The sequence below is a fragment of the Marivita geojedonensis genome, assembly GCF_002115805.1.
Classification (GTDB): Bacteria; Pseudomonadota; Alphaproteobacteria; order Rhodobacterales; family Rhodobacteraceae; genus Marivita; species Marivita geojedonensis.
Genome location: NZ_JFKC01000020.1, coordinates 17931 through 44002 on the forward strand (window position 1 = coordinate 17931; position 26072 = coordinate 44002).

The window sequence follows — 26072 nt, forward strand, 5'->3', positions numbered from 1 at the left end:
CCGTCCTATCCCGGCAAAGGCAGGACGGAGCAAGGTTGATGACACAGCTGACGACAGTATCTGGGGGGCCAGCAGGCGCGCCTGTCCCCGCGCAAACGCAGGTTTCACGCCTGTCCCGGCGGGCCAAAGCCGCAATCATCGTTCAGTTCATCCTCAAGGAAGGCGCAGATGTCCCCTTGACGGCTCTGCCCGAGGATCTGCAGCTGCAACTGACGCAGTTGCTTGGCGAAATGCGCTACATCGACCGCCAGACAATGAATGCCGTGATCGCGGAGTTTACCGAAGAACTTGAGTCAATCGGTCTCTCGTTTCCCGGGGACATTGCGGGCGCGCTGTCAGCGCTGGATGGCAGAATCAGTGACAGGACGGCGTCGCGTCTGCGCAAAGAAGCCGGCGTCCGGCAAAGTGGCGATCCCTGGAAACGGATTGCCGATCTTCCCAACTCGAGGCTTCAGGCTTTCGTGGAGTCCGAATCCGTTCAGGTCGCCGCCGTCATGGTGTCCAAGCTTGAGGTCTCAAGAGCCGCCGATCTTCTGAGCAGCCTACCCGGGGACCAGGCCCGTCGCATTGCATATGCAATGTCGATGACGGATGCGGTGACGCCGGACGCTGTGGACCGGATCGGGCTGAGCCTCGCCGCACAGCTCGACGCCGAACCGCCAAGGGCGTTTCGTGCGCAACCGTCAGAACGGGTCGGGGCGATCCTCAATTTCTCGCGCGCGGCAACGCGGGACGAACTTCTGACCGCGCTCGATGAAGACGATAAGGGCTTTGCCGACGAGGTTCGCAAATCGATCTTCACCTTCGCGCACATACCCGACAGGATGAGCGCCATCGACGCTCCGAAGATCACCCGCGACGTCGATCAGGAAACCCTGGCGCGCGTGATTGCAGGTGCCATCACAGAGGCAGACAAGCGCAGCATCGATTTCATATTATCAAATATTTCCAAAAGAATGTCCGCCGCTCTTCAGGAAATGGCTGAAGAGTTTTCGGACATCAAACCAAAAGAGTCCGAAGCCGCGATGAGTGCGGTTGTCCGCGCCATTCGTAACCTTGCGGACAGTGGCGAAATCGCGCTGACCTCGCCCTCGGACGATGACGATTAGGGCTTGATCACGGATCCGCTGGCCTTTCGGAAAACGAAGCAGCGGTCACGGCGAACGGTCAACCACATCACGGTTCCGGGTTTCGGCAGAAACACGTTTGGCACGGTTGCCCGGATCATGCTCTGGTCATGATCCATGCGGAACTCGACAAGGCTCTCGGACCCCATGAAACGCGCCCGTTCGACCGTAGCCCGGGCCGGCGCCCCGGCCAGCGGTGTCGGATTGGGGCCTTTGCCCTGCCTGTCGAAATCAATTCCGACATGCTGCGGACGGAAAACGATCTCGACTTCTTCCCCATCCGGAACACCCGGGGCAAGGAACTGGCCAAACGGCGTATCGGTCAATGCGCCGCGCACCGTACCGGTGAGAAGATTGATGTCGGAAAAGAACGCAACCGCCGCTTTGTCCGCCGGTGCGTTGTAGATGTTGTAGGGTGCCCCGCGCTGGACGATCTTGCCATCGCGCATCAGCGCGATCTCGTCGGCCATGCGCATCGCCTCTTCCGGTTCGTGCGTCACCAGAAGAACCGATGTTCCTTCGTCCTTCAGCAGCGCCAGCGTTTCATCACGGATGCCGTCGCGGAGCCGGTTGTCGAGTCCCGAGAACGGTTCATCCATCAGCATGATCGACGGACGCGGCGCAATCGCACGCGCCAACGCCACGCGCTGCTGTTCGCCACCTGACAACTGATGCGGGTATTCGTTGATGTAATGCGACAGCCCCACCCGCTCGAGCAATTCGCCCACGCGGGGCAGCTTGTCCTTTCGCGATCCGCTCAGGCCAAAGCCCACATTGTCCCCCACAGTGAGATGCGGAAACAGGGCAAAATCCTGAAAGATCAATCCGATAGAGCGCCGTTCCGGTGGCACGCGAAACACGGTGTCGCAAATCAGATGGCCGTCCACATGGATCGTGCCGCTGGTCTGCATATCGACACCCGCGATGATCCGTAGCGTGGTCGACTTCCCGCAGCCCGATGGCCCCAAAAGACACGTCACATTCCCCGGCTGTATCGCCAGAGACACGTTATCCACCACGCGCTTGCCATCATAGTCGCGCACGATATTTCGGATTTCGAGCCGGGGATGGGTTCCGGTCACTGCTGCCTCACGAGTTTTCCGAGTAAAAGTATCGGATTAGCTTATGTCAGGTAGCAGTCAACCGGCGCCATAACAAGCCCTCAGGCCCGCGTCGTGCCGTCGCCGACCACGATGTATTTGAAGCTGGTGAGCTGCTCGGCCCCCACCGGCCCGCGTGCATGCATCTTACCGGTGGCAATGCCGATCTCAGCACCCATTCCGAACTCGCCGCCATCGGCAAACTGGGTCGACGCGTTGCGCATCAGAATGGCACTGTCGATCCGTTCAAAGAACTTCTCTGCCGCGGCATCGTCCTCGGTCAGGATGCAATCGGTGTGGTTGGAGCTGTAGGTGTTGATATGATCGATTGCGGCATCCAGATCGTCGACCACCTTGGCGGCGATGATGCTGTCGAGATATTCGCACCCCCAATCGGTATCATTCGCCGCGACCGTACCCTCGATGGCGCGCAGGGTTTCATCTGTCCGCACTTCGACACCCGCGCTCAGCAGCGCCTTGATCACGCCCTGCCCGATCGTGTCCACCACATCCTTGTGGATCAGCAGACACTCGGCGGCACCGCAGATGCCCGTGCGGCGCGTTTTGGCGTTCAGGATCACGTTGAGTGATTTGACCGGGTCCGCATCCTTATCGACATAGATGTGCACGATGCCTTCCAGATGAGCAAAGACCGGAACCCGCGCCTCGCGCTGCACCAGCCCGACAAGCCCCTTGCCGCCGCGCGGCACGATTACGTCAATGTAATCGGTCATCGCCAGCATCTCGCTCACGGCGGCACGGTCACGGGTCGGCACAAGCTGAATTGAATCGGCAGGCAGCCCGGCTTTCACCACACCGTCGACAAGGCATTGATGGATGGCACCAGAGGAATGGAAACTCTCTGACCCACCCCGAAGGATCACCGCATTGCCCGCCTTGAGGCAGAGCGCACCGGCGTCTGCGGTCACATTGGGGCGGGATTCGTAAATCACTCCCACCACGCCCAGCGGCGTGCGCACCCGCTTGATGTGCAGGCCCGACGGACGGTCCCACTCGGTCATGACAGCCCCCACCGGATCGGTCTGCTCGGCCACTGCGCGCAGACCATCAACAATGCCGCGAATTCGATCTTCGTTCAAAAGCAGCCGGTCCAGCATCGCATCCGACAACCCTTTTTCGCGGCCATACTCCATGTCCTCGGCATTGGCCTCGATGATTGCGGCGCGGTTCTTCCAGACCGCTTCGGCTGCCCCGATCAGTGCGGCATGTTTGCGTTCCGCTGATGCGAAAGCCAGTTCCCGTGACGCAGCCTTGGCGCGGGCGCCGATGTCGTGCATGAGTGCGGGGATGTCTGTCTGGTCTTTCATCGGTATCGCCTTTGCAGAGGTCGGAAGTGCATATTTTTGAAAAGGAGAAGCGGCTCAGATCGCCATATCGTCCCGGTGTATTACCACGGCGCGGCCTGGGTAGCCCAGAATTTCCTCGATCTCGGCAGAGTTGTGCCCCTTGATCGCCAGCGCCTCTGACGCGGTGTAGCGGCTGAGCCCCATGCCAAGTTCCCGCCCGGAGGCGTCTTTGATCGTCACTGGATCGCCCCTGCCGAAGGCACCGCTGACAGCAATGATCCCCGGCGGCAAAAGCGATGTCCCACGCTTGAGGGCCTGGGCGGCGCCGTCATCCACTGTCAACGCGCCCTGCGGTTTCATGGCGAGGATCCATCGCTTACGTGCTGCATGCGGATCGAGCTGCGGCGTGAACCAAGTCGCCCGCGCACCGTCTTCGAGCGACTTGAGCGGATGCAGGCGCGAGCCCTCGGTGATGGCCATGGCACAGCCCGACGCAGTGGCCGTTTTCGCCGCCATCAGCTTGGTCTTCATGCCGCCCTTGGACAGGCCGGAGCCGGCATCGCCTGCCATGGCCTCGATTTCAGGTGTGATCGTGTCGACAACCGGAAAGTGCCGGGCGGTCGGGTCCTGCATCGGATTCGCGCTGTAAAACCCGTCTACATCCGACAGCAGAATGAGTTGATCCGCCCCAACGGTCGCCGCGACCTGCGCCGCAAGACGGTCATTGTCGCCGTACCGGATTTCATCGGTCGCAACGGTGTCGTTCTCGTTCACGATGGGAATCACCCCGAACCCGATCAGGGTTTCCAACGTCGCGCGGCTGTTGAGGTAGCGCCGGCGGTCGGCGCTGTCTTCCAGCGTCACAAGCACCTGCGCCGTGGTCAGGCCATGCGGGTCCAGAGCCTCTTCATAGGCGCGGGCCAGGCGGATCTGGCCAACCGCGGCTGCCGCCTGTGACTGTTCCAGCGGCAGAACCGTGGGCGGAAGGCCGAGAACGCCGCGGCCAAGCGCAATGGACCCAGACGACACAAGGATCACATCGGTCCCCCGCGCCTTGATCCGGGCCACATCTTCAGCCAGCGACACCAGCCAGTCGCGGCGCAGCGTCCCTTTGGATTTGTCGACCAGAAGCGCCGACCCGATCTTTACAACCAGTCGGCGCGCATCGCCTAGGGTTGCCACGGTTGCGTCTCCTCGGTCGCTTCCTCGCGCTTGCGCGTGATCTTGACGTGTTTGCGCAGGGTCCGAAGCACTTCGGTCAGCCCCTCTCCCGATACTCCGGACATGAGCATCACCTCGTGACCGGTCTTGCGCTCCAGTTCCTCCTTGAGGAACGCGCGCTCTTCATCATCCAACGCGTCGATCTTGTTAAGAACCGTGACGCGCGGCTTGTCGGCAAGACCTGCTCCATAGGCTTCGATCTCGTCGATGATGGTCTGGTAGTCCTCCAGCAGGGTTCCGGAGGTGCCGTCGATCAGGTGCAGAAGTGCTGCGCAGCGTTCGACATGCCCGAGGAACAGGTCTCCCAGCCCCCGGCCCTCATGGGCACCTTCGATCAGTCCGGGAATGTCCGCCACGACGAATTCGGCGTCGTCCACTCCGACTACCCCCAGATTGGGATGCAGCGTGGTGAACGGGTAGTCCGCCACCTTGGGTCGCGCATTGGAGGTCGCGGCAAGAAATGTCGACTTGCCGGCATTGGGCAGACCCAGAAGGCCGACATCGGCAATCAGCTTGAGCCGGAGCCAGATCGTCCGCTCCACCCCTTCCTGACCCGGGTTGGAGCGACGTGGAGCCTGGTTTGTCGAGGTCTTGAACCGCAGGTTGCCCCAGCCGCCGTTGCCCCCCTTGGCGAGCAAGACGCGCTGTCCGAGTTCGGTCAGGTCGGCGATGACCGTTTCCTCGTCTTCGTCAAGGATCTCGGTTCCGACAGGCACCCGGAGAACGATGTCTTCGCCATCGGCGCCGGTGCGCTGCCGCCCCGCACCGGGGCGGCCGTTGTCGGCAAAGAAATGCTGCTGGTAGCGGAAATCGATCAGCGTGTTAAGCCCATCGACCGCTTCGGCCCAGACGTCACCGCCACGGCCACCGTCCCCGCCATCGGGGCCGCCAAATTCGATATACTTTTCGCGACGGAAACTGATGCAGCCATTCCCGCCCGAACCGGAGCGGATATAGACTTTGCAGAGGTCGAGGAACTTCATGTGTCAGCCTTTGATCGAGCCTGTGCGCGGTCTATCGGGTTTGAAGCCGCGCGTCAGCCCATACGTTTGAGATAGGTCCAGGTATTGACCGTTGCGTTTCGCGCGACAGAGAAGGATTCCGCGTCGCCGATATATTCAAAGCCACAATGCGTCAGAACGCGCGCCGAAGCGGGATTGTCCTGAAACACGCTGGCAAACATCGTCTTGTTGCCCAGAGGATTGGCCGCCACCAGCGCCTGCACCGCCTCCGAGGCAAGGCCGGTGTTCCAGAATGGGGGTGCCACCCAGTACCCGACCTCCGATTGATTGCGGTCCATGCGCTTCAGAGAGATCAGCCCCATGACTTCGGGGCCACCCGCCGCCGTGCCGTCGATCGCCCAGACGTCTTCATCACGTTCGGGCAGCAGGCTGCGGTCAACAAAGGCACGTGCCGCTCCGGGGGGCAGCGGGTGTGGGATGGAGGTCGTCATCGTCGCCACGCGTTTGTCTCTTGCGTAGTGTTCGATCAGGCCGACATCGGATGTCACCAGTGGACGGAGGTGAAACCGCTCCGTCGCGACAACAGGCTGTTCCCCTGCGGTGATGGTCTCCACGTTCATCTGCTCTCTCCTCATCGCAGACATTGGGCAGGCCCCCCTCCCAAACAGAATGGGGGGACCGGCTTCTTGCCGATCCCCCCAGATTTCCCAAAAACCTTAAGGTCGGCTTACTCCGCGGCCTCCGCCACTGGCAGGACCGAAATGAAGGTGCGGCCCTTGAGGCCCTTGTGGAAGGTCACGTTGCCATCGACGGTTGCAAAGATCGTGTGATCCTTGCCCATGCCCACGCCTTCGCCCGGCCAGAACTTGGTACCGCGCTGACGCACGATGATGTTGCCCGGGATTGCCGACTGGCCACCGTAAAGTTTCACGCCAAGACGGCGTCCGGCAGAGTCGCGACCGTTGCGGGATGAACCGCCTGCTTTTTTATGTGCCATTGGTCAGGTCTCCTTACTTCGATGCCAGTTCTTTGGCCTGTTCGATCCAGCCTTCACGCTCGATCCGGCCTTTGAACGACAGCTTCTCGCCGAATTCCTCGACGTCTGCTTCGGTCCATGCAGCGATCTGGGCAAACGTGGTGATGCCCGCTTCGTGCAGTTTCTTCTCGAGCGCCGGGCCAACGCCGGACAGCTGCTTGAGATCGTCCGCGCCAGCAGCCGCTTTCGGTGCTTCGGGTTTCTTTTCCGCCTTCGGAGCAGCTGCTTTCTTCGGAGCAGCGGCAGCCACAGCAACACCTGCAACAGAACCTGCGCCAACAGCGGCTTTCACGCCGGACTTGTCCGCGCCGGAAGCAAGGATGTCGGTGACGCGCAGCAGAGTGAGCTGCTGACGGTGGCCGACAGTCCGCTTGGAGCTGTGCTTACGGCGACGCTTGACGAAGTTGATGACCTTATCGCCTTTGATCTGGTCGACAACCTCGGCCTGAACGGCAGCACCGTCCACCAGAGGCGCGCCCACGACAACCTTGTCACCGCCAAGCATCAGAATTTCGTTGAACTGGACTTTTTCGCCTGCATCGGCAGCCAGTTTTTCGACGCGCAGAGTATCGCCCGACTGGACTTTGTACTGCTTGCCGCCGGTTTTCATAACCGCGAACATCGTGTTCTTCCTTTGTCACCCGCGTCCTGTGGCCCCGGCACTCCGGTGTTTGTGGGGAGCATCCCCGCCTCGAACAGCGCGCCTCCTCTCGAGGCGTCGTTATCACAAAAACAAAAGGCGGGACCGAAGCCCCGTCTTGTGCGTGCGCGGCTTATGCGTCCACTTCGTCCGTATGTCAATGCCCGTTTCGCCGGAATACGGTCTGTTTCCTCGACTTTCGGCACTTCGGTGAGGATGCGAGGCACGGACCGCAGAACGCCCGCTTAAGCGCGATCAAAGCTCCTGAACCTGCATCTCCCGTGCCACTGCCATGCCCAGCGCATAAGAGATATCGTCGTACATCTTGTTGAACCCGGCAAACAGCGCTCGGTTCAGCGCGCGGCCCGGATCGGTCTGCGACAGCTCGGTATAGCTCTCCACCACGCCGTCTTCGAGTGGACGGTACGCCATCAGCAGAAAGGCGAAAACCCATTCCCGCGTATCGGCCCGCGTCTCCTCTTCAGAGGACCAGACTTCGGTCAGAATGTCCGCCTCCGACATCTGCAGCGCGCCGCCATCGACGAGACCCAGATAGAACATGTAGTTGGCGTTCAGCGCGCCCACGAGGTTGGCTTCGATCAGATCATTGGTCTCTACGAAATCCGAAATCGCGGCGAGTTCCCGTGAGTCGCCGCCTTCCAAGTCACGAAACGCGGCGCGCGCGGCATCCTCGATTTCCTGTTCGCGCATTGCGTCGCGCGCGCTGAGTTCGAGGCTGACAATCTGTTGCCCGGTGGGCGACTCGAAAAACGCAAGCAGGGGATCGGTTTCGGCATCTCCGAACTCGGCTGCGAACACCTCGCGCACCGTCGCCAACATGCGCTCTTCGTCATAAATCCGGTCGATCGTCGACTGCCAGCCCGCCGTACCGCCGCCGGGCACCATGTCCTCGGCCAGCGTATCGCCGTATTCGAGGCCTTCCGCCCGCATCAATTCCACGATCCGGGGCACGCCAAGCGCATCAAGAAGATCATTGGCCGGCGTCGCATAGGCGGGCAAGGACCACGAGGTCACTGCAATCGCCGTCGCCGCTGCCGCCACCATTTTCCGGATCATGTCGGATCTCCCCGTTTGCCTGATCCATACCTATGACGCGGCCGCAGCAATTCCAACCCGGACCGCTGTGACGGCTTCGTGACGGATTGCATGAAATAGAGGTTGCGCCCGTCTGAAGCAAAAGCTAAACGCCCCTCCAGACCCCCGCGGAGAGGTGCCGGAGTGGTCGAACGGGGCGGTCTCGAAAACCGTTGTGGGCGCAAGTCCACCCAGGGTTCGAATCCCTGTCTCTCCGCCACTATCCATCCCAATCGCCCCATCGTTGGACGGCTCTGAAACAGCGGCAATCCGGCTTTTCTGCTGCGACTGTCCGTGTATCCTCACTGACGGCAGTCCGAGATAAAGGAAGGAGCACCGGCGATGGCGGATCACCCGAATGTTCTGTGGATCATGGCCGACCAGCTCCGGTTCGATTACCTGAGTTGCTATGGCCACCCCCATCTGCACACGCCGCATATCGACGCGCTTGCGGCACGAGGGGTCCGCTTCACCAATGCCTATGTGCAGTCTCCCGTTTGCGGACCGTCGAGGATGTCGGCCTATACCGGGCGATACGTCCGTTCGCACGGATCAACATGGAACGGCATGCCCCTGCGGGTGGGCGAGCCGACACTCGGTGACCATCTGAGGGCTGCCGGAGCACGGGCGGTTCTGGTGGGCAAGACCCATATGGCCGCAGACGCCGAAGGCATGGCGTGGCTGGGCATCGATCCCAAGAGCGAAATCGGCGTGCGGGTCTCGGAATGTGGGTTTGAGCCGTTCGAGCGCGACGACGGTCTGCATCCCAACAGTCCCCGACAGGGCTGGTCCGCCTATGACGATTATCTGGTTGCGCAGGGGTTCTGCTCGGACAACCCGTGGGAGGATTTCGCCAATTCCGGTGTCAGTGACAGCGGAGAACGCCTGTCGGCCTGGCTCCTGAAAAATTCGCGTCTGCCGGCGAACGTGCCGGAGGAACACTCGGAAACCGCCTACATGACAAACCGGGCGATGGATTTCATGCGTGAGGCGCGCTCGGATGGTCGCCCGTGGATGTGTCACCTCTCCTACATCAAACCGCACTGGCCCTATATCGTGCCCGCCCCGTATCATGCGATGTACGACGAGACCCATATCGTTCCGCCAGTCCGGTCCGGTTCGGAGCGCGAGACCGATCACCCGCTGATGCAGGCCTATCTGGCGGCGCGAGTTTCCCAAAGCTTTTCGCGCGACCACGTCCGGGAGACAGTCATCCCAGCCTATATGGGGCTGATCAAACAGTTGGATGACAACCTTGGCAGGCTTTTTGCCTGGATGGATGAGACGGGTCTGAGCAAGTCGACGATTGTCGCCTTTACGTCGGATCACGGTGATTACATGGGCGACCACTGGATGGGGGACAAGGATTTCTATCACGAGATGGCGGTCAAGGTGCCGTTGATCATCCATGATCCCCGCCCGGACGCCGACAGCACGCGCGGGAACACTTCGGAGGCGCTGGTTGAGATGATCGACCTCGCCCCGACCTTCATGGCGGCGTTGGGCTGTCCCGCCAAACCGCACGTCATCGAGGGACGGGATCTCACGCCCCTGCTGCACCGTACCGATGGATTTTCGCGGCGCTACGCGATCAGCGAACACGATTATCACTGGTCCGAGATGGCCCGGCAATTGAAACAGCCGCAGGATCAGGCGCATACGACGATGATCTTTGACGGGCGCTGGAAATTCATCCGCTGCGAGGGTTTCCGGCCCGTTCTCTTCGACCTGGAAACCGATCCGCAGGAACTGAAGGATCTGGGAGCGTCCGAAGAGGATGCGCATATCGCCGTCCGCGCACGGATGGAACGGGCGCTTCTTGACTGGGCTACACGGCATCACACCCGGATCACGGCAACACCCGAGCTTCTTGAGCGGCAGAAACTGGCGACCGAAGAAGGCATCCTGATCGGGTTCTGGGACGAGGAAGAGTTCGAAAACGTCACCGGCTTTCCGTTTTCGAGCCTCACACCACAGGGCAAACCCAAAGACTGATCGATCGAGGCGGCGCGGTTAATTCCTTTGCCGCCTGCCACCGCCCCGCGTATCATGAAGACAGACCAAGTCGGAGGGAGCCATGACGCTGCGCGCAAAACCCGTGATCGCCACGCTTGCAGGCGCGATGATGGCCTGTCCTCTCTGGGCACAGGATGCCAGCGTCTCCATGGGCCGGGATATCGCGGAGGAATACTGCTCTGCCTGCCATGACGTCGGTCCGGGCGGGCCATTCAAACTGGACCCGCCAAGCTTTGCCGCGATCGCCAGGTTCCGCTCAGAGGATCAGATCCGCGACCGGATCATCCGCCCCATTCACGATGACATGCCGCGATACACCGATTACATGATCGGCAACAACATCGAGGACATGGTGGCCTACATCCTCTCTTTGGAAGAATGATCCAGCCTCATTCCGGCTTGCAGATCTCGCCGCGCCCAATCGCCAGGACCGTCCGCCAGACCAACCCGGCGATGATCATGCACAGCAACGCCAGCAACGCCCATCCAATCTCCGCAAAGACACCCGCGCCGGACAGTGCGGCATAGCGGAACGACGCAATCGTCATGGCAGCCATCGGGAAGGACAGCGCCCAGAAGGAAAGCGCGAACGGCAGTTTCAGCAGGCTCGGGGCCTGAAGAAGAACAAGCGCCGTGAAGAACAGACCCAGGTTATAAAGCACGCGGGCCGGCGCATCGAGAACGCCGCCGTTCAGCTGCAGCCATGCGACGAAAGCCACCGCGGGCGGCGCAATCAAGATGGTCAGGGTCGGGCGCAGTTTGCCCGGAAGCGGATCGTGAAACACCAGCCGGTTGAACACCAGCGTCAGCAAGACGATCCAGAAAAGCACGCCCAGCGAAAAGAAGTACCAGCTTGCATCGACAAATCCGAGCGACACTCCTGCAATCGGCGCCACCACGTTGCCCACCGCCGGGATGAACCAAGCCGGTGACATCTGCCCGACACCGAAGCCGCGATGGCTGATCCAACTGCTGACGATGGCAAGTGTCAGGATGGCCTGGAACACGGCCCCCACAACCCACACCCCGGACGCCAGCCCCGGCGCGGCGCCGCGCAGCGCAACGGCTGCGAGGAGCAGCGAAATGCTGATTGCGGGAAAGAAGGCAAGCTTGATGGGGTGGTTCCATTCTGCGGCAACGGCTGCGGGATGGCGCACCGCTTTGGCACCGTAGAAACCAGCCTGCACCACAAAGACCACGGCAGCGAGTCCAGCGATGATCTGTCCGACCGCCTCGAACCCGGCAATTTCGAGCGCCAGCGAAGTTCCCATGAGCCCCATGACGGCGCTGAAGAACGCAACAGGGAAATGCTCCAGCCGGTTGTGCGGCACGGGCGCGCTTTGGTCGTGGGCGGTCTCTGTCATCTCTTGGTCCCTCTCGCGGCCCGGATGGGCACAGGTCTCAGATTATTCGGCGGCGTTTTTCATCTCAGCGGATTTGGCAAGCGCCTTCCACGCGTCATATTGCGACAGGAACACATCGCCATTCAAATCCCGAAGGAAATGGGTCTGGTACAGACGGTCCATCACCGGGCCTTTGACCTCGGACAGGTGCAGCCCGATCCCCAGATCCGTCAGGCGGTGGTTGATGGATTCAAGGCTTTCTAGGGCCGAGAAATCCACCTCGTTCACCGCCGAGAACATCAGGATCACGTGCTTGATGGCACAGCCATCCGAAACGCGGGACTGAATTAGATCCTCCAGGAACCGCGCGTTCACGAAATACAGGCTCTCATCGACCCGCAGACTCAGAACAGTCGGGTCGGTTGCAACCTTGTGGCGGTTGATGTTCCGGAAATGCTGGGTTCCCGGCACCAGACCGATCTCGGCCACGTGTGGGCGCGAGGTTTTGTAGAGGTGCAGCAACACTGAAATCCCGACACCCGAGGCCACACCGACCTCGACACCAAGTCCGAGCGTCAGCAGGATCGTTGCCGCCACGGCAATGAAATCGGCCTTGGAGTAGCCCCATGTCTTTTTCAGGATCGAGAAATCGACAAGGCTCAGAACAGCAACAACGATGGTTGCGGCAAGAGTCGCGGTCGGAAGGTAGTAAACCAACGGTGTCAATGCGACAGCTGCGATGGCCAGCCCGATGGCTGTAAACGCACCCGCGGCAGGCGTCTCGGCACCTGCGTCATAGTTCACGACCGACCGTGCAAACCCACCCGTCACGGGGTACCCGCCGGTAAAGGCGGCACCAAGGTTGGCGGCACCGAGGCCAATCAGTTCCTGATCGGGATCGATTTTCTGACGCTTCTTTGCGGCCAGCGTCTGCGCCACGGAAACGGATTCCACAAATCCGATGATCGAAATCAGGATCGCAGGCATCATCAATTGACCGATCAGGTCGGGCGACAGCCCCGGCAAGGTGAAGGGGGGCAGCCCCTGTGGCACGTCACCGACGATCTTTACCCCCCGGTCGTCCAACCCGAAAAGCCACACCGACAGCGTGGTGACGGCTACTGCGGCCACCGGCCCGGCTTTTGTCAGCACATCCGCAAGAGTCGGTGACGCGCCAAGGCGGCGCAACATCGGCTTGAGACCTTTGCGCACCCAGAACAGGAACGCCGTTGCCAACCCGCCAATGATCACCGTGATGATGTTGATCTCGCCAAGGTGCTCGCCCAGCGATGTCAGAAGCTGCGGCAGGGTATGACCATGCGCAGAAACGCCAAGCAGATGTTTCAGCTGGCTGAACGCAATGAGGATACCGGACGCGGTGATGAACCCGGCAATCACCGGATGGCTGAGAAAATTAGCGAGGAATCCAAGCCTCAGAATCCCCAGCAGAAGAAGGAATCCACCCGAAAGGAACGCAAGTGTCAGCGCGGCCACGGCATAGCCTGCCGTGCCCTGCTCGGCCACCTGCCCCACGGCTGAGGCCGTCAGAAGCGACACCACGGCCACCGGCCCCACGGCAAGCGCCCGGCTGGTGCCGAAAATCGCATAGAGAATGATCGGAGCAATAGAGGCGTAAATCCCCGCCTCTGGCGGCAGACCGGCCAGCAGAGCATAGGCCAGCGACTGCGGGATCAGCATGATCGTTACGATCACCGCTGCGATCATGTCATTGGAAAATGCGTTCCGGTCATAGGTCCGTCCCCAGTTGAGGATCGGGAAGTAACCGCGGAGATGATGGATCATGTGTCTTCTCGAAAAGGTCGTGGACAGGACGGGACCGCCCTGCCCACGAGTGTGATGCGCGCCGGAGGGAGGCGTCGCATGTCAGGTTATTCAGCGGCGACCTTGACCTTCTCAGGCTTGGCCATCCATTCCTTGCCCTTGAGCATCGCCTTCCAGTAAATCGGCGGCAGGAGCTTTTCCTTGAGGAACCACGCCGCGCGCGACGGTTTGGTGCCGTCCAGCAGGTAGCTCGGGAAACTGGGCTTCAGCGCACCGCCGTAACCGAACTCTGCCAGTACGATCTTGCCACGTTCCACCGTCAGCGGGCATGACCCATAACCGTCATACTGCGAAACGGCAGACCGGCCACTGAGATCGGCCACGATGTTGTCGGCCACAGTCGGCGCCTGCTTGCGGGCGGCCGCTGCGGTTTTCGCATTGGGCGCGTTCATCACGTCCCCCAGCGACCAGATGTTGTCGTAGCGCGTATGGCGCAGCGTTGCCTGATCCACATCGACCCATCCCGCCGCGTCAGCAAGGGGCGACACCCGGATGAAGTCAGGTGCGGTCTGCGGCGGGCAGACATGCATCATGTCAAATTCCACCTCAACCGTGGTCGGTTCCGTATCCGGCGCGTTCACGGCAAAGGTCGCCTTCTTCGCCGGGCCGTCGACCGCGATCAGGTTGTGGAAGAAGTTCAACTTTGCGTCGTACCGTTTCACATACTCCATCAACGCGGGAACATAGTCCTTCACACCGAACAGGACGCCACCGGCATTCATGAACTGAATGTCGATGTTCTTGAGCACGCCGTTGCGGAGCCACGCATCGCCCGAAAGATACATCGCTTTCTGCGGCGCACCGGCACATTTGATCGGCATTGGCGGCTGTGTGAACAGCGCCCGGCCTTTCTTCAGGTTGTTGACCAGTTCCCAGGTATAAGGCGCGAGGTCGTACCGGTAATTTGACGTGACGCCGTTGCGCCCGAGGGTTTCCTCCAGTCCTTCGATCTTGCTCCAGTCCAGTTTCAGACCGGGGCATACGACAAGACGGTCGTATTTCACGACGCGACAGCCATCGAGGATCACGGCATCGTTCTCGGGTTCGAACGCCGCCACAGCGGATTTGATCCAGTGCACGCCCTGCGGGATCAACGATCCCATCGTCTTCGCGGTGTCCTGAGGCTTGAAGATGCCGCCACCCACCATGGTCCAGCCCGGCTGGTAATAGTGGATGTCCGCCGGGTCGATGATTGCCACCGAAAGGCCCGGCTTGCGGGCCTTGAGGCTGGCAGCCACTGAAACACCCCCTGCCCCGCCGCCGACGATCACCACGTCGAACCTGGCATCTCCCGTCTCGGTCGGGGTCTTGCCGCCGTTCGCAATCCGACGCGCAACACCATTCATGTCATATCCGGCGGCGCGGGTGGCCCCCAGGATATCGGACATCGGCAGCGACTTGGACTGGCTCAGCGACCAAAGCGTTGCAGACCGCGTTCCGGACCGGCAATAGGCCAGAACCGGCCCCGGCAGATCGCGCAGCGCGGCTCCGAAGGACTGGGCATCTTCGTCCAGCACCATGCCCGAGCGCACCGGAAGGTAGCGCATTTCGAGACCTGCTGCCTTCGCAGCAGCTTCGATTTCTTCGTGGGTCGGTTGATCCGCGCCTTCTCCGTCCGGCCGGTTGCAGATGATCGACCGGAACCCGGCATCTTTCAGCGCGGGAATGTCATCGGTCGTGATCTGCGGGCTCACGGTGAGCGCATCGTTGATCTTGTTCAGTTGCATCGCGAAGGTCTCACCTGCTTGCATGGAAATCTGTGGCGGCACTGAGCCGCCACATGGGATCACTGGCTCAGAGAGCGTTGACGGGCACTTTGAGCATCGGATTGCCGTCTTTGTCTTTCGGCACCTCACCCGCGCGCATGTTCACCTGAAGCGAGGGGATGATCAGCTTCGGCATGTCCAGCGTCGCATCGCGCTCTGTGCGGAACTTGACGAACTCTTCCTTCGTCTTGCCGCCGCCCACATGGATGTTGTGCGCCTTCTCTTCGCCCACGGTGGTTTCCCACTGAATATCGCGACCATTCGGACCGTAGTCATGGCACATGAACAGACGCATGTCGTCCGGCAGAGTCAGCACCTTCTGGATGCTGTCATAGAGCGTTCCTGCATCGCCGCCGGGGAAATCGGCACGGGCCGAGCCACCGTCGGGCATGAACAACGTGTCGCCGACAAAGGCGGCATTGCCCATCACATGCACCATACAGGCCGGTGTGTGGCCGGGGGTGTAGATGGCAAAGGCGTCCATGTTGCCGATCTTGTAGGTGTCGCCATCTTCGAAAAGTTTGTCGAACTGGCTTCCGTCGCGCTGGAACTCGGTGCCTTCGTTGAAGATTTTGCCAAAGGTGTCCTGCACGACCATGATCTTGGAGCCGACGCCGATCTTTCCGCCCAGCTTGTCCTGAATGTAGGGCGCGGCCGACAGATGGTCGGCGTGGACATGGGTCTCGATGATCCATTCCAGCTTGAGCCCGCGCTCCTGGATTTCAGCGATCAGGGCATCGGCATGGTCGTAGGTGATCCGACCGGCGGCGTAATCGATGTCCATAACGCTGTCGACAATGGCGCAGGCGTCAGACGTCGGGTCTTTCACGATGTAACTGATCGTGTTGGTGGCCTCATCGAAATGGGCCGAAACGTCGGGTGTGACGGACATGTTCACGGGATACTGTGTCATGAGTGTCTCCTTGAATTCAGATATGTGTCAGGCCGACCGCCCGACCTTGGGGCTGAGCGACCTCGTGTCAGCTAGGACCGATCAGGTGCGGCAGGTCTTGATGCCAATGATCGAATAGAGCGGGCAAACGCGTACCGCTGCAACCACCAGCATCACGATGCCGATCAATGCAGCGCCGTATTTGAACAGCGCACCGTCAAACAGCGGCAGTCCGCTCGCAAAAGCCAGATAGAGCAGGACCACGCCCAGAACAGCGCGCAGCGCCCGGTCAAGTGTTCCGACATTGGTTGTCATTTCGGTTCCCTCCAGAATCAAATTTGACTCTGTGGTACGCCTTTGGACGCAACCCTTCAGTGATATTGTCACCTAACGCGAAAACAGGGCTCGCAGCTACCATTCTGTCGCAGGCAGAGGATGCTCAGGCGCTTTCCGCAAGGCGCGACAGACTGGCCCGATCCAGCAGCGTGATCTTCCCCCGCGACTGCGCGATGAAGCCCCGCTTCTGGAAATCGTTCAACACGCGCGAGATCACTTCACGCGCCGTACCAAGCTCTGTTGCGAGTTGCTGATGCGTGGTGGCCAGATCGTCTTCCCTTGGCGCAAGGCTGATCAGACGTGAGGCAAGCCGCACATCGATGCGCCCGAAAGCCACGTCATCGATCACGCGGAACAGATCCGTGATGCGCCGCGCATACGCGGTCAGGACAAAATCCCGAAACTCCCGTGACGACGCCATAAGACGGTCAAATGCGCCACGCGGAATCGCAACCGCCGTGACCTCGGTCTCGGTGATCCCCTCGGCCGAATAGGGTTCATGCGCCAGCAGGCAGGCCGTTGTCAGAACACAGCTTTCACCGGCCTCGACCCGATAGAGCACGATGTCCCGACCGCTTTCCGAGGTTTGCTGCACACGCACCCGACCATTCAACAGAAACAACAGGTTGTCAGGAACAGCCCCCGGCCCGAAAACGGCGGTTCCGGGCGGCACACGCATGACCTTGCTCTCGTCCACCAGATAGCGCTTCACGTTCTCCGGCAAGGTGCTGAGCCCCTTGAACTGGTCGATCCATTCTGAATTGGACATCCTGCCGAACTCCGGGTTTTGCCTGTGGTCATGCCCGGGCCAAAGGGCCGGGAACACATGCCACTTTCCAAATACCTTTATCGCCTGCGCGACAGGGTGTTCAAACGGATTTCCGAAGACGTCGCCGGAAGGGTCCTAGACCACCGCCTCGAAAGGCGTTTCCAACACGCCGACAAGAGGCATCAGAAAGCTGCCTGTTTCCGGGTCAAGCGCCTCCGCATAGGTTTGATCAATGGCGCTCAGAGCCGCCGTGACACTCCCCTCTGATCCGTCGAACAGCGCCATGGCATCCGTCGCGGCGTTTACGTCGGACAGCCCCCTATGAACCGCATATAACGCGCCGATATCGGTCTTCGTGGCCAGATACGCGCGGTCGGCAAGCTGCTGATCGATGAACGCCTGCGAAGCTCCGGGTTCCGGGTCAGCCTTGGCACCGTCCAGAACGGCAAGAATGAACTGATCGCGGGCGATGCCCCCGGAGTTCAGCGCATTCACCCAGAATTCAAACCCGTCCTGATCCGGGATGCGCCCGAGAACGTTGTCATAGACCGAAGTTGCAAAAGCCTCATTGCTCAAATTCTCGGGATAGGTCGCGCGGGTTTCTTCCTGATCGATGAACAGCGTTGCGATCTGGCTCAACGAAAACCCGTTTGCAAACGCCGTTCCCCAGAAGTTCAGCCCGATGGCATCCGGGGCACGGTTGAAATAAGCGATGTAAAGCTCGACAAAGCTCTCCAGCTCGTCCGCCGACAGTCCGGCCGGCCCGCCAAACTGCTCAAGATCGAGGGTCTGACGCTGATCGCCTGAATAGAATTCGACCACTTCGATATCACGCAGAATGTCCGTGCCCGTCCCGTCGGCCCTACGATCCTGCATAGTGAACTCGTCAGCGGAAATCGTCAGGGTAAACGACGCCTGGTCTCCCGAAAAATATGCGAAATCCCGTCCGCCATCGCCCTCAAGAATGTCGTCCCCGGCGAAGCCCTCCAAATGATCGTTCCCGCCGCCACCTTCCAGATGGTTGTCGTGTCGGCTGCCGTTGATCACGTCGGCAAAACGCGATCCGGTTGCATTCTCGATGTCTCCCATCAGCCAGACCAACTCGGTGGGGGCAGAATTCACCAACCTCCCGTCATACTCCCGTGACGGCAGAGCCACTCCGGACAGGGTATCGACAAATGTTGTCGCGCTCAGATCCGGCAGGAAGATGGTCCACCCTTCGGACTGGGTCGAGACATCAACGCTGTCTACCCCGCCCGCATCCCAGATCGTGTAGTAGAAATCCTCGCTCTCAAGCAGAAATGTCGTATCACCCGCATTGGTCTGCATATTCGGGCCGTACAGGAATTGAAGCGCCAGAACGTCCAGAACCATTGGCGTCGCCGGGTCCCATCGTTCCAGTTCCTGCTCGTACTGGTCCGTGTAGGACATGATGGTGAACCAATCGAGGTCGCGCACCAGTGACTGATCCAACTGGTCAAGCGTCGGACGGCCAGGGCTGCTGTCGAACGGATGCTTCAATCCCAGCGCATGACCGATCTCGTGGATCACTGTCACGAACCCGTCCGATCCCGGCCGAAAACTCGACGAGGAAATGATCTCGGCCGAGAAGTTCAGGAAAACGTCGCCACCTTCGGTTTCGTACTGCTCGAAGTCCGAAAAAACACCGGGACCGGGATAATACGCGTAGGCCAGCGTGCCGTCGTCGACCTCGGCATTGTCCAGCGTATAGACAATGTCCGCCCCCGCCTCACCTGCGGAAATCGGGCTGTCGAAGGCGTCGAGATAGACAAACTCGACATTGATGAACTGCTGGATCGACGCAAGAGCCGCCGCAAAGATCTGGATCGCTTCCGCTTCGTCCGCCCAGACATACGCGTTCAGCCCATCCGCAACAGCCCAAGTGATCGTGCGGCTTTGAGCCAGGTCCCAGACAATGCCATCCGCAAGCACGTCGATGATGGGATCATTGGTCGGCTGATAGGTGGCCGCGGTGAGAAACGCCATTGGCTGCTCCGGAAAACAGGTATGACCGACACCCGACAGGAAAACATCGTTCCTTTCCCAGAGGTTACGTCATCAAAATCACAAGTAAACGCTTTTGTGCCTTGAGTGATTGCACTTCGTCAGACCATCCAGAAGCCGTTCTTCTTGATCCGTTGACGGATCGGTTGCTCCTTCTGCGGAAGATGGTCCTGATCGAACAGCGCCCGCACCTTGTGGCCGCGGTTCTGGTAGATCATCCGCTTGAACGGCTCGTATTCCTTCATCAGTTTCTTGACCGGGTTCGGCGCGGAAATGTCTTCGAGCAGATCGATCACCGCATCGCTTTCGCGCGCATAGAGCAACGGCATATTGCGGTAGTGAACGCTGGTTTTTCCGTCCAGATACCCCTCCGGCAGCGCATCACGCCCACCTCCCAGCTTGTGGATCACCAGAGGAAGCGCGATCTGATCCAACCACGGCTTGAGCGGCTGACAGACAAGCTCTTTGGGCGGGTCTTTCTGAATGGACAGCGCAAAGTCGAGATAGGTCTGCCCGAAGACATGCGGACAGGAATAGAAGAAATACCCCGCATTGAAATACAGATAGCGCCGCCAGTATTCATCCGGCTGCGACAGATCCAGTGAGCTTTTGAAATCCAGATCGAACCGGTCATACAGAGATTTCCAGATCTCGGTATAACCCGGCCCGTACAGCTCGATCTGCGGCCACGTCCCTTCAACCCGCAATGATGCCCCCGGTCGATTGAAATCGAACGGCACCTCGCCAAGGTCTCCGGTGATCAGGGTGTCGGTGTCGAAGAACACGAACGGCTCACCCTTGGGCAACGCGAACAGCGCTTCGATCTTGTTGCCATAGGGATATTCGCTTCCGAAATGCCTGTTTTCAAATGGCAGGATTGTTGCGCCCTGCGCTTCGATCAGGGACCGAAGCGGATCCGGTCGGATCGTCGGATCGGTCTGCCAGTTCGGCCCGGGCTGCGGTTCGGCTACATAGAGCCGAAACCTCGGATCCGGCGTGTTGGCCCGCATCGACAGGGCAAACAACAAAGCCTCATAGGCCAACCGTCCCATCTGGCCAACAATCACAACATTTACATTCACTGGTTTTGCCGGGCGGCGTGCCATAACGATCCTTCGGCGGTCTGCTCTTGTGTTTTCAGGAAGTATAGAAAACCCCGTTGCCGCCGCCTAGCGCAGAGATCACTCTGACAAAATCTCGTAGACAAGTGTTACTCCGGCGCGCAGTTCGGTCTCGCCCTCCGCAACCGGAACCGCCGCATCGGACGCGCGCGCCATGCCCATCATTTCTGGCCGTGGCATCGGCGTTCCGGTCTCACTCAGGCTGATCAGACCGCCAAGCTGCACGCCTGCCGCGTCTGCCAACAGTTCGGCTCTCGCCCGTGCATCGGCAACCGCGCGCACCCGCGCCTCGTTCAGCAGGGGCTCAGGGTCTGACACCGTGAACTGCAACCCTCCCAACTGGTTCGCACCGTCGCGCAGCAGGGCATCCAGAACCCCGCCCAGGGCGTCCAGCTCGCGCACCCGCACCGTCACCCGGTTCGAGGCCTGGTAGCCCTCGATCCGCGGACGGTCATCCGTGGTCGCCCGGTGGTTCCAGATGGGATTGAGAGACAGGTCGGATGTCTGGATATCCCGACCCTCGATGCCCGCGTCCGCAAGCCGAGCAAGAATCGCCGATGTGATGTCCGAGGTCTGATCCATGGCCTCCTGCGCGGTCGATGCGTCAGCCATCGCACCAACCGACACCACAGCCAAATCCGGAACGGCAAACACGCTGCCTTCTCCGGAGACGGTCAACTGCCCGGTTGTTTCGGCCCAAACAGGCGAAATCCCGACAAAGGCAACGACGGCAGCAACGAGGGCTGTGGACTTGAACATGGGGCTTCCTATCTCGCGAGATGACGGTACAACAATTGCCGTGTGATGATGTGGTGACAAGCGCGGATTTTTCCCCGCGCGGAAGACCGCTTTGTCGCGCTCAACTGGAGTCTAAGTGACTCCCATCCTGTGCCAAGGGCTGTTAAAATAGTGATATGAAGCCAGACTTTGCCCTGACTCTCTCTTTTGAAGGTATCTCGCTGCTGCGCCGTGTTGCCAACGGGTGGGCGTTGGTCGGCGATGTTGCTCTTGATGCAACCGATCTGCGTGGCGCGCTTGCCGCTCTGCGTTCCGAGGCCGACGCACTGTCGGCGCATGGCGGGCAGGTCAAACTCGTCATACCGAACGAGCAGATCAAATACCTGTCGATCCCCGACACCAGTCTGACCGGCGATGCGCTTCAGGACACCATCCGCACCGCGCTCGATGGCGCAACGCCATATGCTGTGGACGATCTCAGCTTTGACTGGTCGCAGAGCGGCGGCGCCCTGCACATCGCAGCCGTAGCAAACGAAACGCTGGACGAGGCCGAGGCGTTCGCGAAAAGCCATCATTTCGATCCGGTCGGTTTTGTTGCAATCGCGCCCGAAGGCGAATTTTCCGGCGAAGTCTTTTTCGGCCCTGCAGCAAGCTGGACCGGGGACGCACCGTCAAAGGACGAGGCCGCGATCACAATCGTACCCGCAGATGCGGTCATCGAACCTGACACAGTCCCGACCGAAGCCGAGCCCGTAGCGGAACAGTCGGCAGCGCCTGAGCCGGTTCACGAGGATGTTCCGGCAGCAGATACACCCGTCGAAGAAGATGTCGGCTCCGATGATGACGACGCGCTCGCACCCGGTGCAGCGGATCCGGACACCATCACAGCCGAAGCCGAGGACCTGCCGCCCACGCCAGCCCCGCCGGAGCCGCAGCCCGCTGCACCCGCCATTTCCCCGGCGGGCCCTCCAGCGGCACCGTCATTCTCATCGATCCGCGCATCGCGCCCTTCCAACAGTCCGGAGCCGCCCGCAACACCGGCACCAAAGATCGCTGCGCCCACCCCTGACGCCAGTCCAACCGCACGTTTCAAACTTGGTGGCGCGCGCAAGTCGGCGCGTGACACGGACATAACCGCACCGGTCCTTCAGGATGAGGCCCTTGAGGATGTTCAGGAACGCAGAGGCTTTGGCTTTTTCAGCCGCCGCAAATCCGACAGGCCGGAACCTGCTGCAAAGACACCGCCCCCCATAAAGGCGACGCCGGAACCGGAGCTGCCCGCAGCGCCACCGAAGCCAAAACATGATCCCGAACCGGCCCGCGCGGCTGTCGCGCGGATTGCAGCGCTGCGTGCCGGTCGGTCAACCAAACCCACTCCGCCGGAACAGCCAAAGATAGACGACGAACGTGAACGCATGACGATCTTCGGTGCCCGCACCGAACCTCAGATCGGCGGCAAGCCGCGGTTCCTCGGCCTCATGCTCACCAGCGCTCTGCTGATCTTCCTGCTCGCGGTTGCGGCATGGGCCAGCGTCTTTCTGGACGAAGGATTGTCCCGTTTCTTTGACCGCGATGGTGGCACGCCATCCATCGCCCGCCTGCCGGACGTGGAACTGCAGCCGCTGGACGGCTCGGTTACAGCGCCCCCAGAGACAGGCTCGGACATCCAGCTTGCTGCGTTGGAAACCGGGGACGAGCTTGCGACAGACGATGGGCTGTCCTCTGTGCTCCCGCCTCCTGCCGCGCTGACCCCCGAGGAAGCGGATGCGCGTTACGCTGCAACCGGGATCTGGCAACGCTCGCCTGAGGCCCCTGCCCCGCCGACGCAAACCACGCTCGATGATCTCTACGTCGCCTCCATCGACGGACGGGTCGAGCAGTTCGACGCGGTCGCCCTGCCCGGTGCCGATACGCTACGCAACGATCTGGCCTACCTGTCCCAACCCGATCCTGCCCCTCCGGGAACGCGGTTCACCCTTGATGAGCGCGGATTGGTCATCGCGACACCTGAGGGGACGGTCAATCCCGAGGGCGTTCGCGTCTTCGCCGGGCTTCCCCCCGTGGTACCACCGGCGCGCCCGACCCCTCCGGCCATCGCTTCAACGCCGGATGCCGCTACCGACGAGGCGGCTGTTGCACCAGAGCTGCAGGCGTTCCGCCCTAGGGTCCGGCCCGAGGGCCTGATCGAAGGTAATGAACGCGCCCAACTCGGGGGTCGCACCCGAGCCGAACTGGCCGCTCTGCGACCGTCGGCACGCCCCGAGACCCTGAAGGCCGAGGAAGAAGAGGCACAGCCCGAGGCCACGAAATTCGCCGTCGCTCAGTCCTCTGCGCCGGTGACCCGCCCCCGCAACTTTGCGACCATTGTCGAGCGCGCGCGCGAAAGCCAGCAAAGCCGCGAACCCGAGGTCACTCAGGTCGCTGCGGTTGCACCACGCACCGTCCAGCCAAGCATCCCATCGACCGCCAATGTGGCCCGTCAGGCCACCGTGACCAATGCCATCAACCTGCGCCGCATCAACCTGATCGGCGTCTATGGCAAACCCTCCAACCGCCGCGCGCTCGTACGTCTGTCGAACGGGCGTTACCAGAAGGTGCAGGTCGGTGACAGCCTGGATGGCGGGCGCGTCGCGGCCATCGGCAACAGCGAATTGCGCTACACCAAGAACGGACGGAATGTTGTTCTTGATATGCCGGACGGCTGACACAAGGCCGACGGCACGCACAGCCTTTAAGCGCAATCGGCCGCTATGCCAAAAAATTCGGCAAAGCGACCGCCAACCGGTTGCCTTCTCCGCCCGAAGCCCGTCATCCTGAGTTCAATTCGAAAGGCACAAGCTCAATGGGTGAATTTCTTTTCCTCGCGTCGGTGTTCCTGCTGGCAGCGGTGATTGCCGTGCCGATTGCCGCGCGTCTCGGGCTGGGCTCGGTGCTGGGCTACCTGCTGGCCGGGGTCGCCATCGGGCCGGGGCTGGGACTTGTCGCCGACACGACGGACCTCCAGCACTTCGCCGAATTCGGCGTGGTGATGATGCTTTTCCTGATCGGGCTTGAACTCGAACCACGCGCGCTCTGGGACATGCGCCATCGCCTGATCGGCCTTGGCGGGCTGCAGGTCGTTCTGACCATGCTCGCCGTCATGGCTGCCGCGATGGGACTTGGCTTCGCCTGGCAGACCGCGCTTGTGATCGGGATGATCTTTGCGCTGTCATCGACAGCCATCGTCCTGCAAACCCTCAGCGAAAAGGGACTGATGCAGACCAGCGGCGGCAGATCGACGTTTTCGGTCCTGCTCACTCAGGACATCGCGGTGATCCCGATGCTGATCATTCTGCCGCTGCTCGCCGTGCCGATTGGCCCAACGCTTTCTGCGGACGGCTCCATCACCCGACAGCCGCTCGAACATGCGGAAGAGGCACACGGACACGCGATGTCGCTTGTCGAAGGCCTGCCCGGTTGGGGCGTCACGCTCGTAACGCTCGGCGCGGTTGCCCTGATCATCCTTGGCGGCATCTACGGGGCACGACCGCTCTTCCGCTTCATCCACGCCGCTCGCCTGCGCGAGATGTATACCGCGCTTGCCCTACTCATCGTGATCGGCATTGCCTTCCTGATGACCGCAGTCGGCCTGTCCCCCGCGCTTGGGACATTCCTCGCCGGTGTCGTGCTTGCGAACAGCGAATTCCGGCACGAACTGGAATCGGACATCGAGCCGTTCAAGGGGATGCTTCTGGGGCTGTTCTTCATCACCGTCGGGGCCGGAATCGACTTCGGTCTGTTTTTCTCTCAACCCGTCACGATCCTCGGACTCGCACTGGGGATCATGCTTCTCAAGGGCGTGATCCTCTACGGGCTGGGCGTTGCGTTCAAGTTGCGCGGACGGGATCAATGGCTCTTTACCCTCGGCCTCGCCCAGGCCGGGGAATTCGGCTTTGTGCTGATCTCCTTCTCGCTTCAGCAGGCCATCCTTCCTGAATACATTGCCAACCGCCTGTTGCTGATCGTGGCGCTGTCGATGCTGATCACACCATTGGCCTTTATTCTTTACGAGGTGCTGTCCAAACGGATGAAGGACGGCTCTGAAGAACATGAACATGACGAGATCGACGAACAGGGTGCTGTGATCATCGCCGGGATCGGACGCTTCGGGCAGATCGTAAACCGGCTGGTGCAATCCGTGGGCGCAAAGACGGTCGTGATCGACAACAATCTGCAAACCATCCAACTCATGCGCCGGTTCGGCTATCAGGGCTTCTTCGGTGATCCGCTCCGTCCTGATCTTCTGCACGCCGCAGGCATCGACACGGCCCGCGTGCTCATGGTTGCCTTGGACGATCCGGTGGCGGCGGAACGGCTTGTCAAATACGCCCGCCGACTGCGCCCGGACATTCACATCGTCGCCCGGTCACGAGACCGGACCCACACCTACCGGCTCTATCAGGCCGGTGCGGATGACATCGTGCGCGAACTCTTCGACAGCTCGCTCCGTGCCGGACGCTATGTGCTCGAAAATATCGGCCTGTCAGAGTACGAAGCCTCGCAGGCCGAAAAACTGTTCTACCAGCACGACCGCTACACCGTTCGTGAACTCGCAAGCCTCTGGGACCCGAACGTGCCCTCTGCCCAGAACGAGGCCTACATCGCCCGTGCGAAAGAACTCGAGAAAGAGCTTGAAGCGTCATTGCTTGCCGCGCTCGAAGCCAGCAACGACGATGCCGCATAGAAAAAGCGGCCCC

The 26072-nt window shown here is 60.9% G+C and carries 22 protein-coding genes and 1 tRNA gene; 6 read left to right on the plus strand and 17 right to left on the minus strand.

All coding sequences use genetic code 11. The features are described from left to right. Positions 1-38: 38 nt before the first annotated feature. Complete coding sequence (locus tag MGEO_RS16185) at positions 39-1109, plus strand: flagellar motor switch protein FliG (protein WP_085640218.1); 1071 nt, start codon at positions 39-41, stop codon at positions 1107-1109. Here MGEO_RS16185 and MGEO_RS16190 read toward each other — a convergent pair. From MGEO_RS16190 to MGEO_RS16225, 8 genes are all read right to left on the minus strand, one after another. Further along, entirely contained in the window at positions 1106-2209 is a 1104-nt protein-coding gene (locus MGEO_RS16190; protein WP_085640221.1) for an ABC transporter ATP-binding protein, read from the minus strand. The two genes, MGEO_RS16185 and MGEO_RS16190, sit on opposite strands and share 4 nt — an antisense overlap. 80 nt (positions 2210-2289) lie before the next feature. After that, positions 2290-3555, minus strand: a complete 1266-nt coding sequence (locus tag MGEO_RS16195; protein ID WP_085640224.1) for a glutamate-5-semialdehyde dehydrogenase — start codon at positions 3553-3555, stop codon at positions 2290-2292. Positions 3556-3609: 54 nt separating this feature from the next. Next, positions 3610-4716: a glutamate 5-kinase gene (gene proB / locus MGEO_RS16200; RefSeq protein WP_085640226.1), complete on the minus strand. Its 1107-nt coding sequence runs from the start codon at positions 4714-4716 to the stop codon at positions 3610-3612. Further along, entirely contained in the window at positions 4704-5738 is a 1035-nt protein-coding gene (gene obgE, locus MGEO_RS16205) for a GTPase ObgE (protein WP_085640229.1), read from the minus strand. The genes proB and obgE overlap by 13 nt, the downstream gene beginning before the upstream one ends. Before the next feature lie 53 nt (positions 5739-5791). Continuing rightward, the gene (locus MGEO_RS16210; protein WP_085640233.1) at positions 5792-6337 is read right to left on the minus strand and encodes a GNAT family N-acetyltransferase; all 546 of its coding nucleotides are present in this window, start codon (positions 6335-6337) and stop codon (positions 5792-5794) included. Between the two features lie 107 nt (positions 6338-6444). Beyond that, on the minus strand, positions 6445-6714 hold the full coding sequence (gene rpmA, locus MGEO_RS16215) for a 50S ribosomal protein L27 (RefSeq protein ID WP_085640236.1): 270 nt from the start codon (positions 6712-6714) through the stop codon (positions 6445-6447). A 13-nt stretch (positions 6715-6727) separates the two neighbouring features. After that, positions 6728-7375: a 50S ribosomal protein L21 gene (locus tag MGEO_RS16220; RefSeq protein ID WP_085640239.1), complete on the minus strand. Its 648-nt coding sequence runs from the start codon at positions 7373-7375 to the stop codon at positions 6728-6730. A 273-nt stretch (positions 7376-7648) separates the two neighbouring features. Next, entirely contained in the window at positions 7649-8470 is an 822-nt protein-coding gene (locus MGEO_RS16225; RefSeq protein WP_233139955.1) for a DUF2059 domain-containing protein, read from the minus strand. Positions 8471-8618: 148 nt separating this feature from the next. Between MGEO_RS16225 and MGEO_RS16230 the strand changes: the two genes are divergently transcribed. From MGEO_RS16230 to MGEO_RS16240, 3 genes are all read left to right on the plus strand, one after another. Further along, positions 8619-8708 (plus strand) — tRNA-Ser (locus tag MGEO_RS16230). A gap of 122 nt (positions 8709-8830) precedes the next feature. Beyond that, positions 8831-10483, plus strand: a complete 1653-nt coding sequence (locus tag MGEO_RS16235) for a sulfatase-like hydrolase/transferase (RefSeq protein WP_085640242.1) — start codon at positions 8831-8833, stop codon at positions 10481-10483. A gap of 82 nt (positions 10484-10565) precedes the next feature. After that, on the plus strand, positions 10566-10886 hold the full coding sequence (locus tag MGEO_RS16240) for a c-type cytochrome (protein WP_085640246.1): 321 nt from the start codon (positions 10566-10568) through the stop codon (positions 10884-10886). Between the two features lie 7 nt (positions 10887-10893). On the opposite strand, the gene MGEO_RS16245 is transcribed toward MGEO_RS16240, so the two are convergent. The 9 genes from MGEO_RS16245 to MGEO_RS16285 form a co-directional block, all read right to left on the minus strand. After that, positions 10894-11868 (minus strand): SLAC1 anion channel family protein, encoded by a 975-nt coding sequence (locus MGEO_RS16245; RefSeq protein WP_085640249.1) that lies wholly within the window; start codon positions 11866-11868, stop codon positions 10894-10896. A gap of 42 nt (positions 11869-11910) precedes the next feature. Continuing rightward, complete coding sequence (locus MGEO_RS16250; RefSeq protein ID WP_198948120.1) at positions 11911-13650, minus strand: SulP family inorganic anion transporter; 1740 nt, start codon at positions 13648-13650, stop codon at positions 11911-11913. A gap of 86 nt (positions 13651-13736) precedes the next feature. Continuing rightward, positions 13737-15416 carry a bifunctional protein tyrosine phosphatase family protein/NAD(P)/FAD-dependent oxidoreductase gene (locus MGEO_RS16255; RefSeq protein WP_085640357.1) on the minus strand — a complete coding sequence of 560 codons (1680 nt, stop codon included), beginning with the start codon at positions 15414-15416 and terminating at the stop codon, positions 13737-13739. 67 nt (positions 15417-15483) lie between these two features. Then, complete coding sequence (locus MGEO_RS16260; protein WP_085640252.1) at positions 15484-16368, minus strand: MBL fold metallo-hydrolase; 885 nt, start codon at positions 16366-16368, stop codon at positions 15484-15486. Positions 16369-16449: 81 nt separating this feature from the next. Beyond that, on the minus strand, positions 16450-16662 hold the full coding sequence (locus MGEO_RS16265) for a YgaP family membrane protein (protein ID WP_085640359.1): 213 nt from the start codon (positions 16660-16662) through the stop codon (positions 16450-16452). 124 nt (positions 16663-16786) lie between these two features. After that, positions 16787-17452 (minus strand): Crp/Fnr family transcriptional regulator, encoded by a 666-nt coding sequence (locus MGEO_RS16270; RefSeq protein WP_085640255.1) that lies wholly within the window; start codon positions 17450-17452, stop codon positions 16787-16789. Between the two features lie 135 nt (positions 17453-17587). Beyond that, positions 17588-19459, minus strand: a complete 1872-nt coding sequence (locus tag MGEO_RS16275; RefSeq protein WP_085640258.1) for a DUF4214 domain-containing protein — start codon at positions 19457-19459, stop codon at positions 17588-17590. Positions 19460-19578: 119 nt separating this feature from the next. After that, on the minus strand, positions 19579-20583 hold the full coding sequence (locus MGEO_RS16280; RefSeq protein ID WP_085640261.1) for a hypothetical protein: 1005 nt from the start codon (positions 20581-20583) through the stop codon (positions 19579-19581). A gap of 75 nt (positions 20584-20658) precedes the next feature. After that, the gene (locus MGEO_RS16285) at positions 20659-21357 is read right to left on the minus strand and encodes an SIMPL domain-containing protein (protein WP_085640264.1); all 699 of its coding nucleotides are present in this window, start codon (positions 21355-21357) and stop codon (positions 20659-20661) included. A 155-nt stretch (positions 21358-21512) separates the two neighbouring features. Between MGEO_RS16285 and MGEO_RS21855 the strand changes: the two genes are divergently transcribed. Further along, on the plus strand, positions 21513-24041 hold the full coding sequence (locus MGEO_RS21855) for a hypothetical protein (protein WP_085640267.1): 2529 nt from the start codon (positions 21513-21515) through the stop codon (positions 24039-24041). A gap of 137 nt (positions 24042-24178) precedes the next feature. After that, positions 24179-26059: a monovalent cation:proton antiporter-2 (CPA2) family protein gene (locus MGEO_RS16295; protein ID WP_085640270.1), complete on the plus strand. Its 1881-nt coding sequence runs from the start codon at positions 24179-24181 to the stop codon at positions 26057-26059. The last annotated feature ends 13 nt before the right edge of the window (positions 26060-26072 follow it).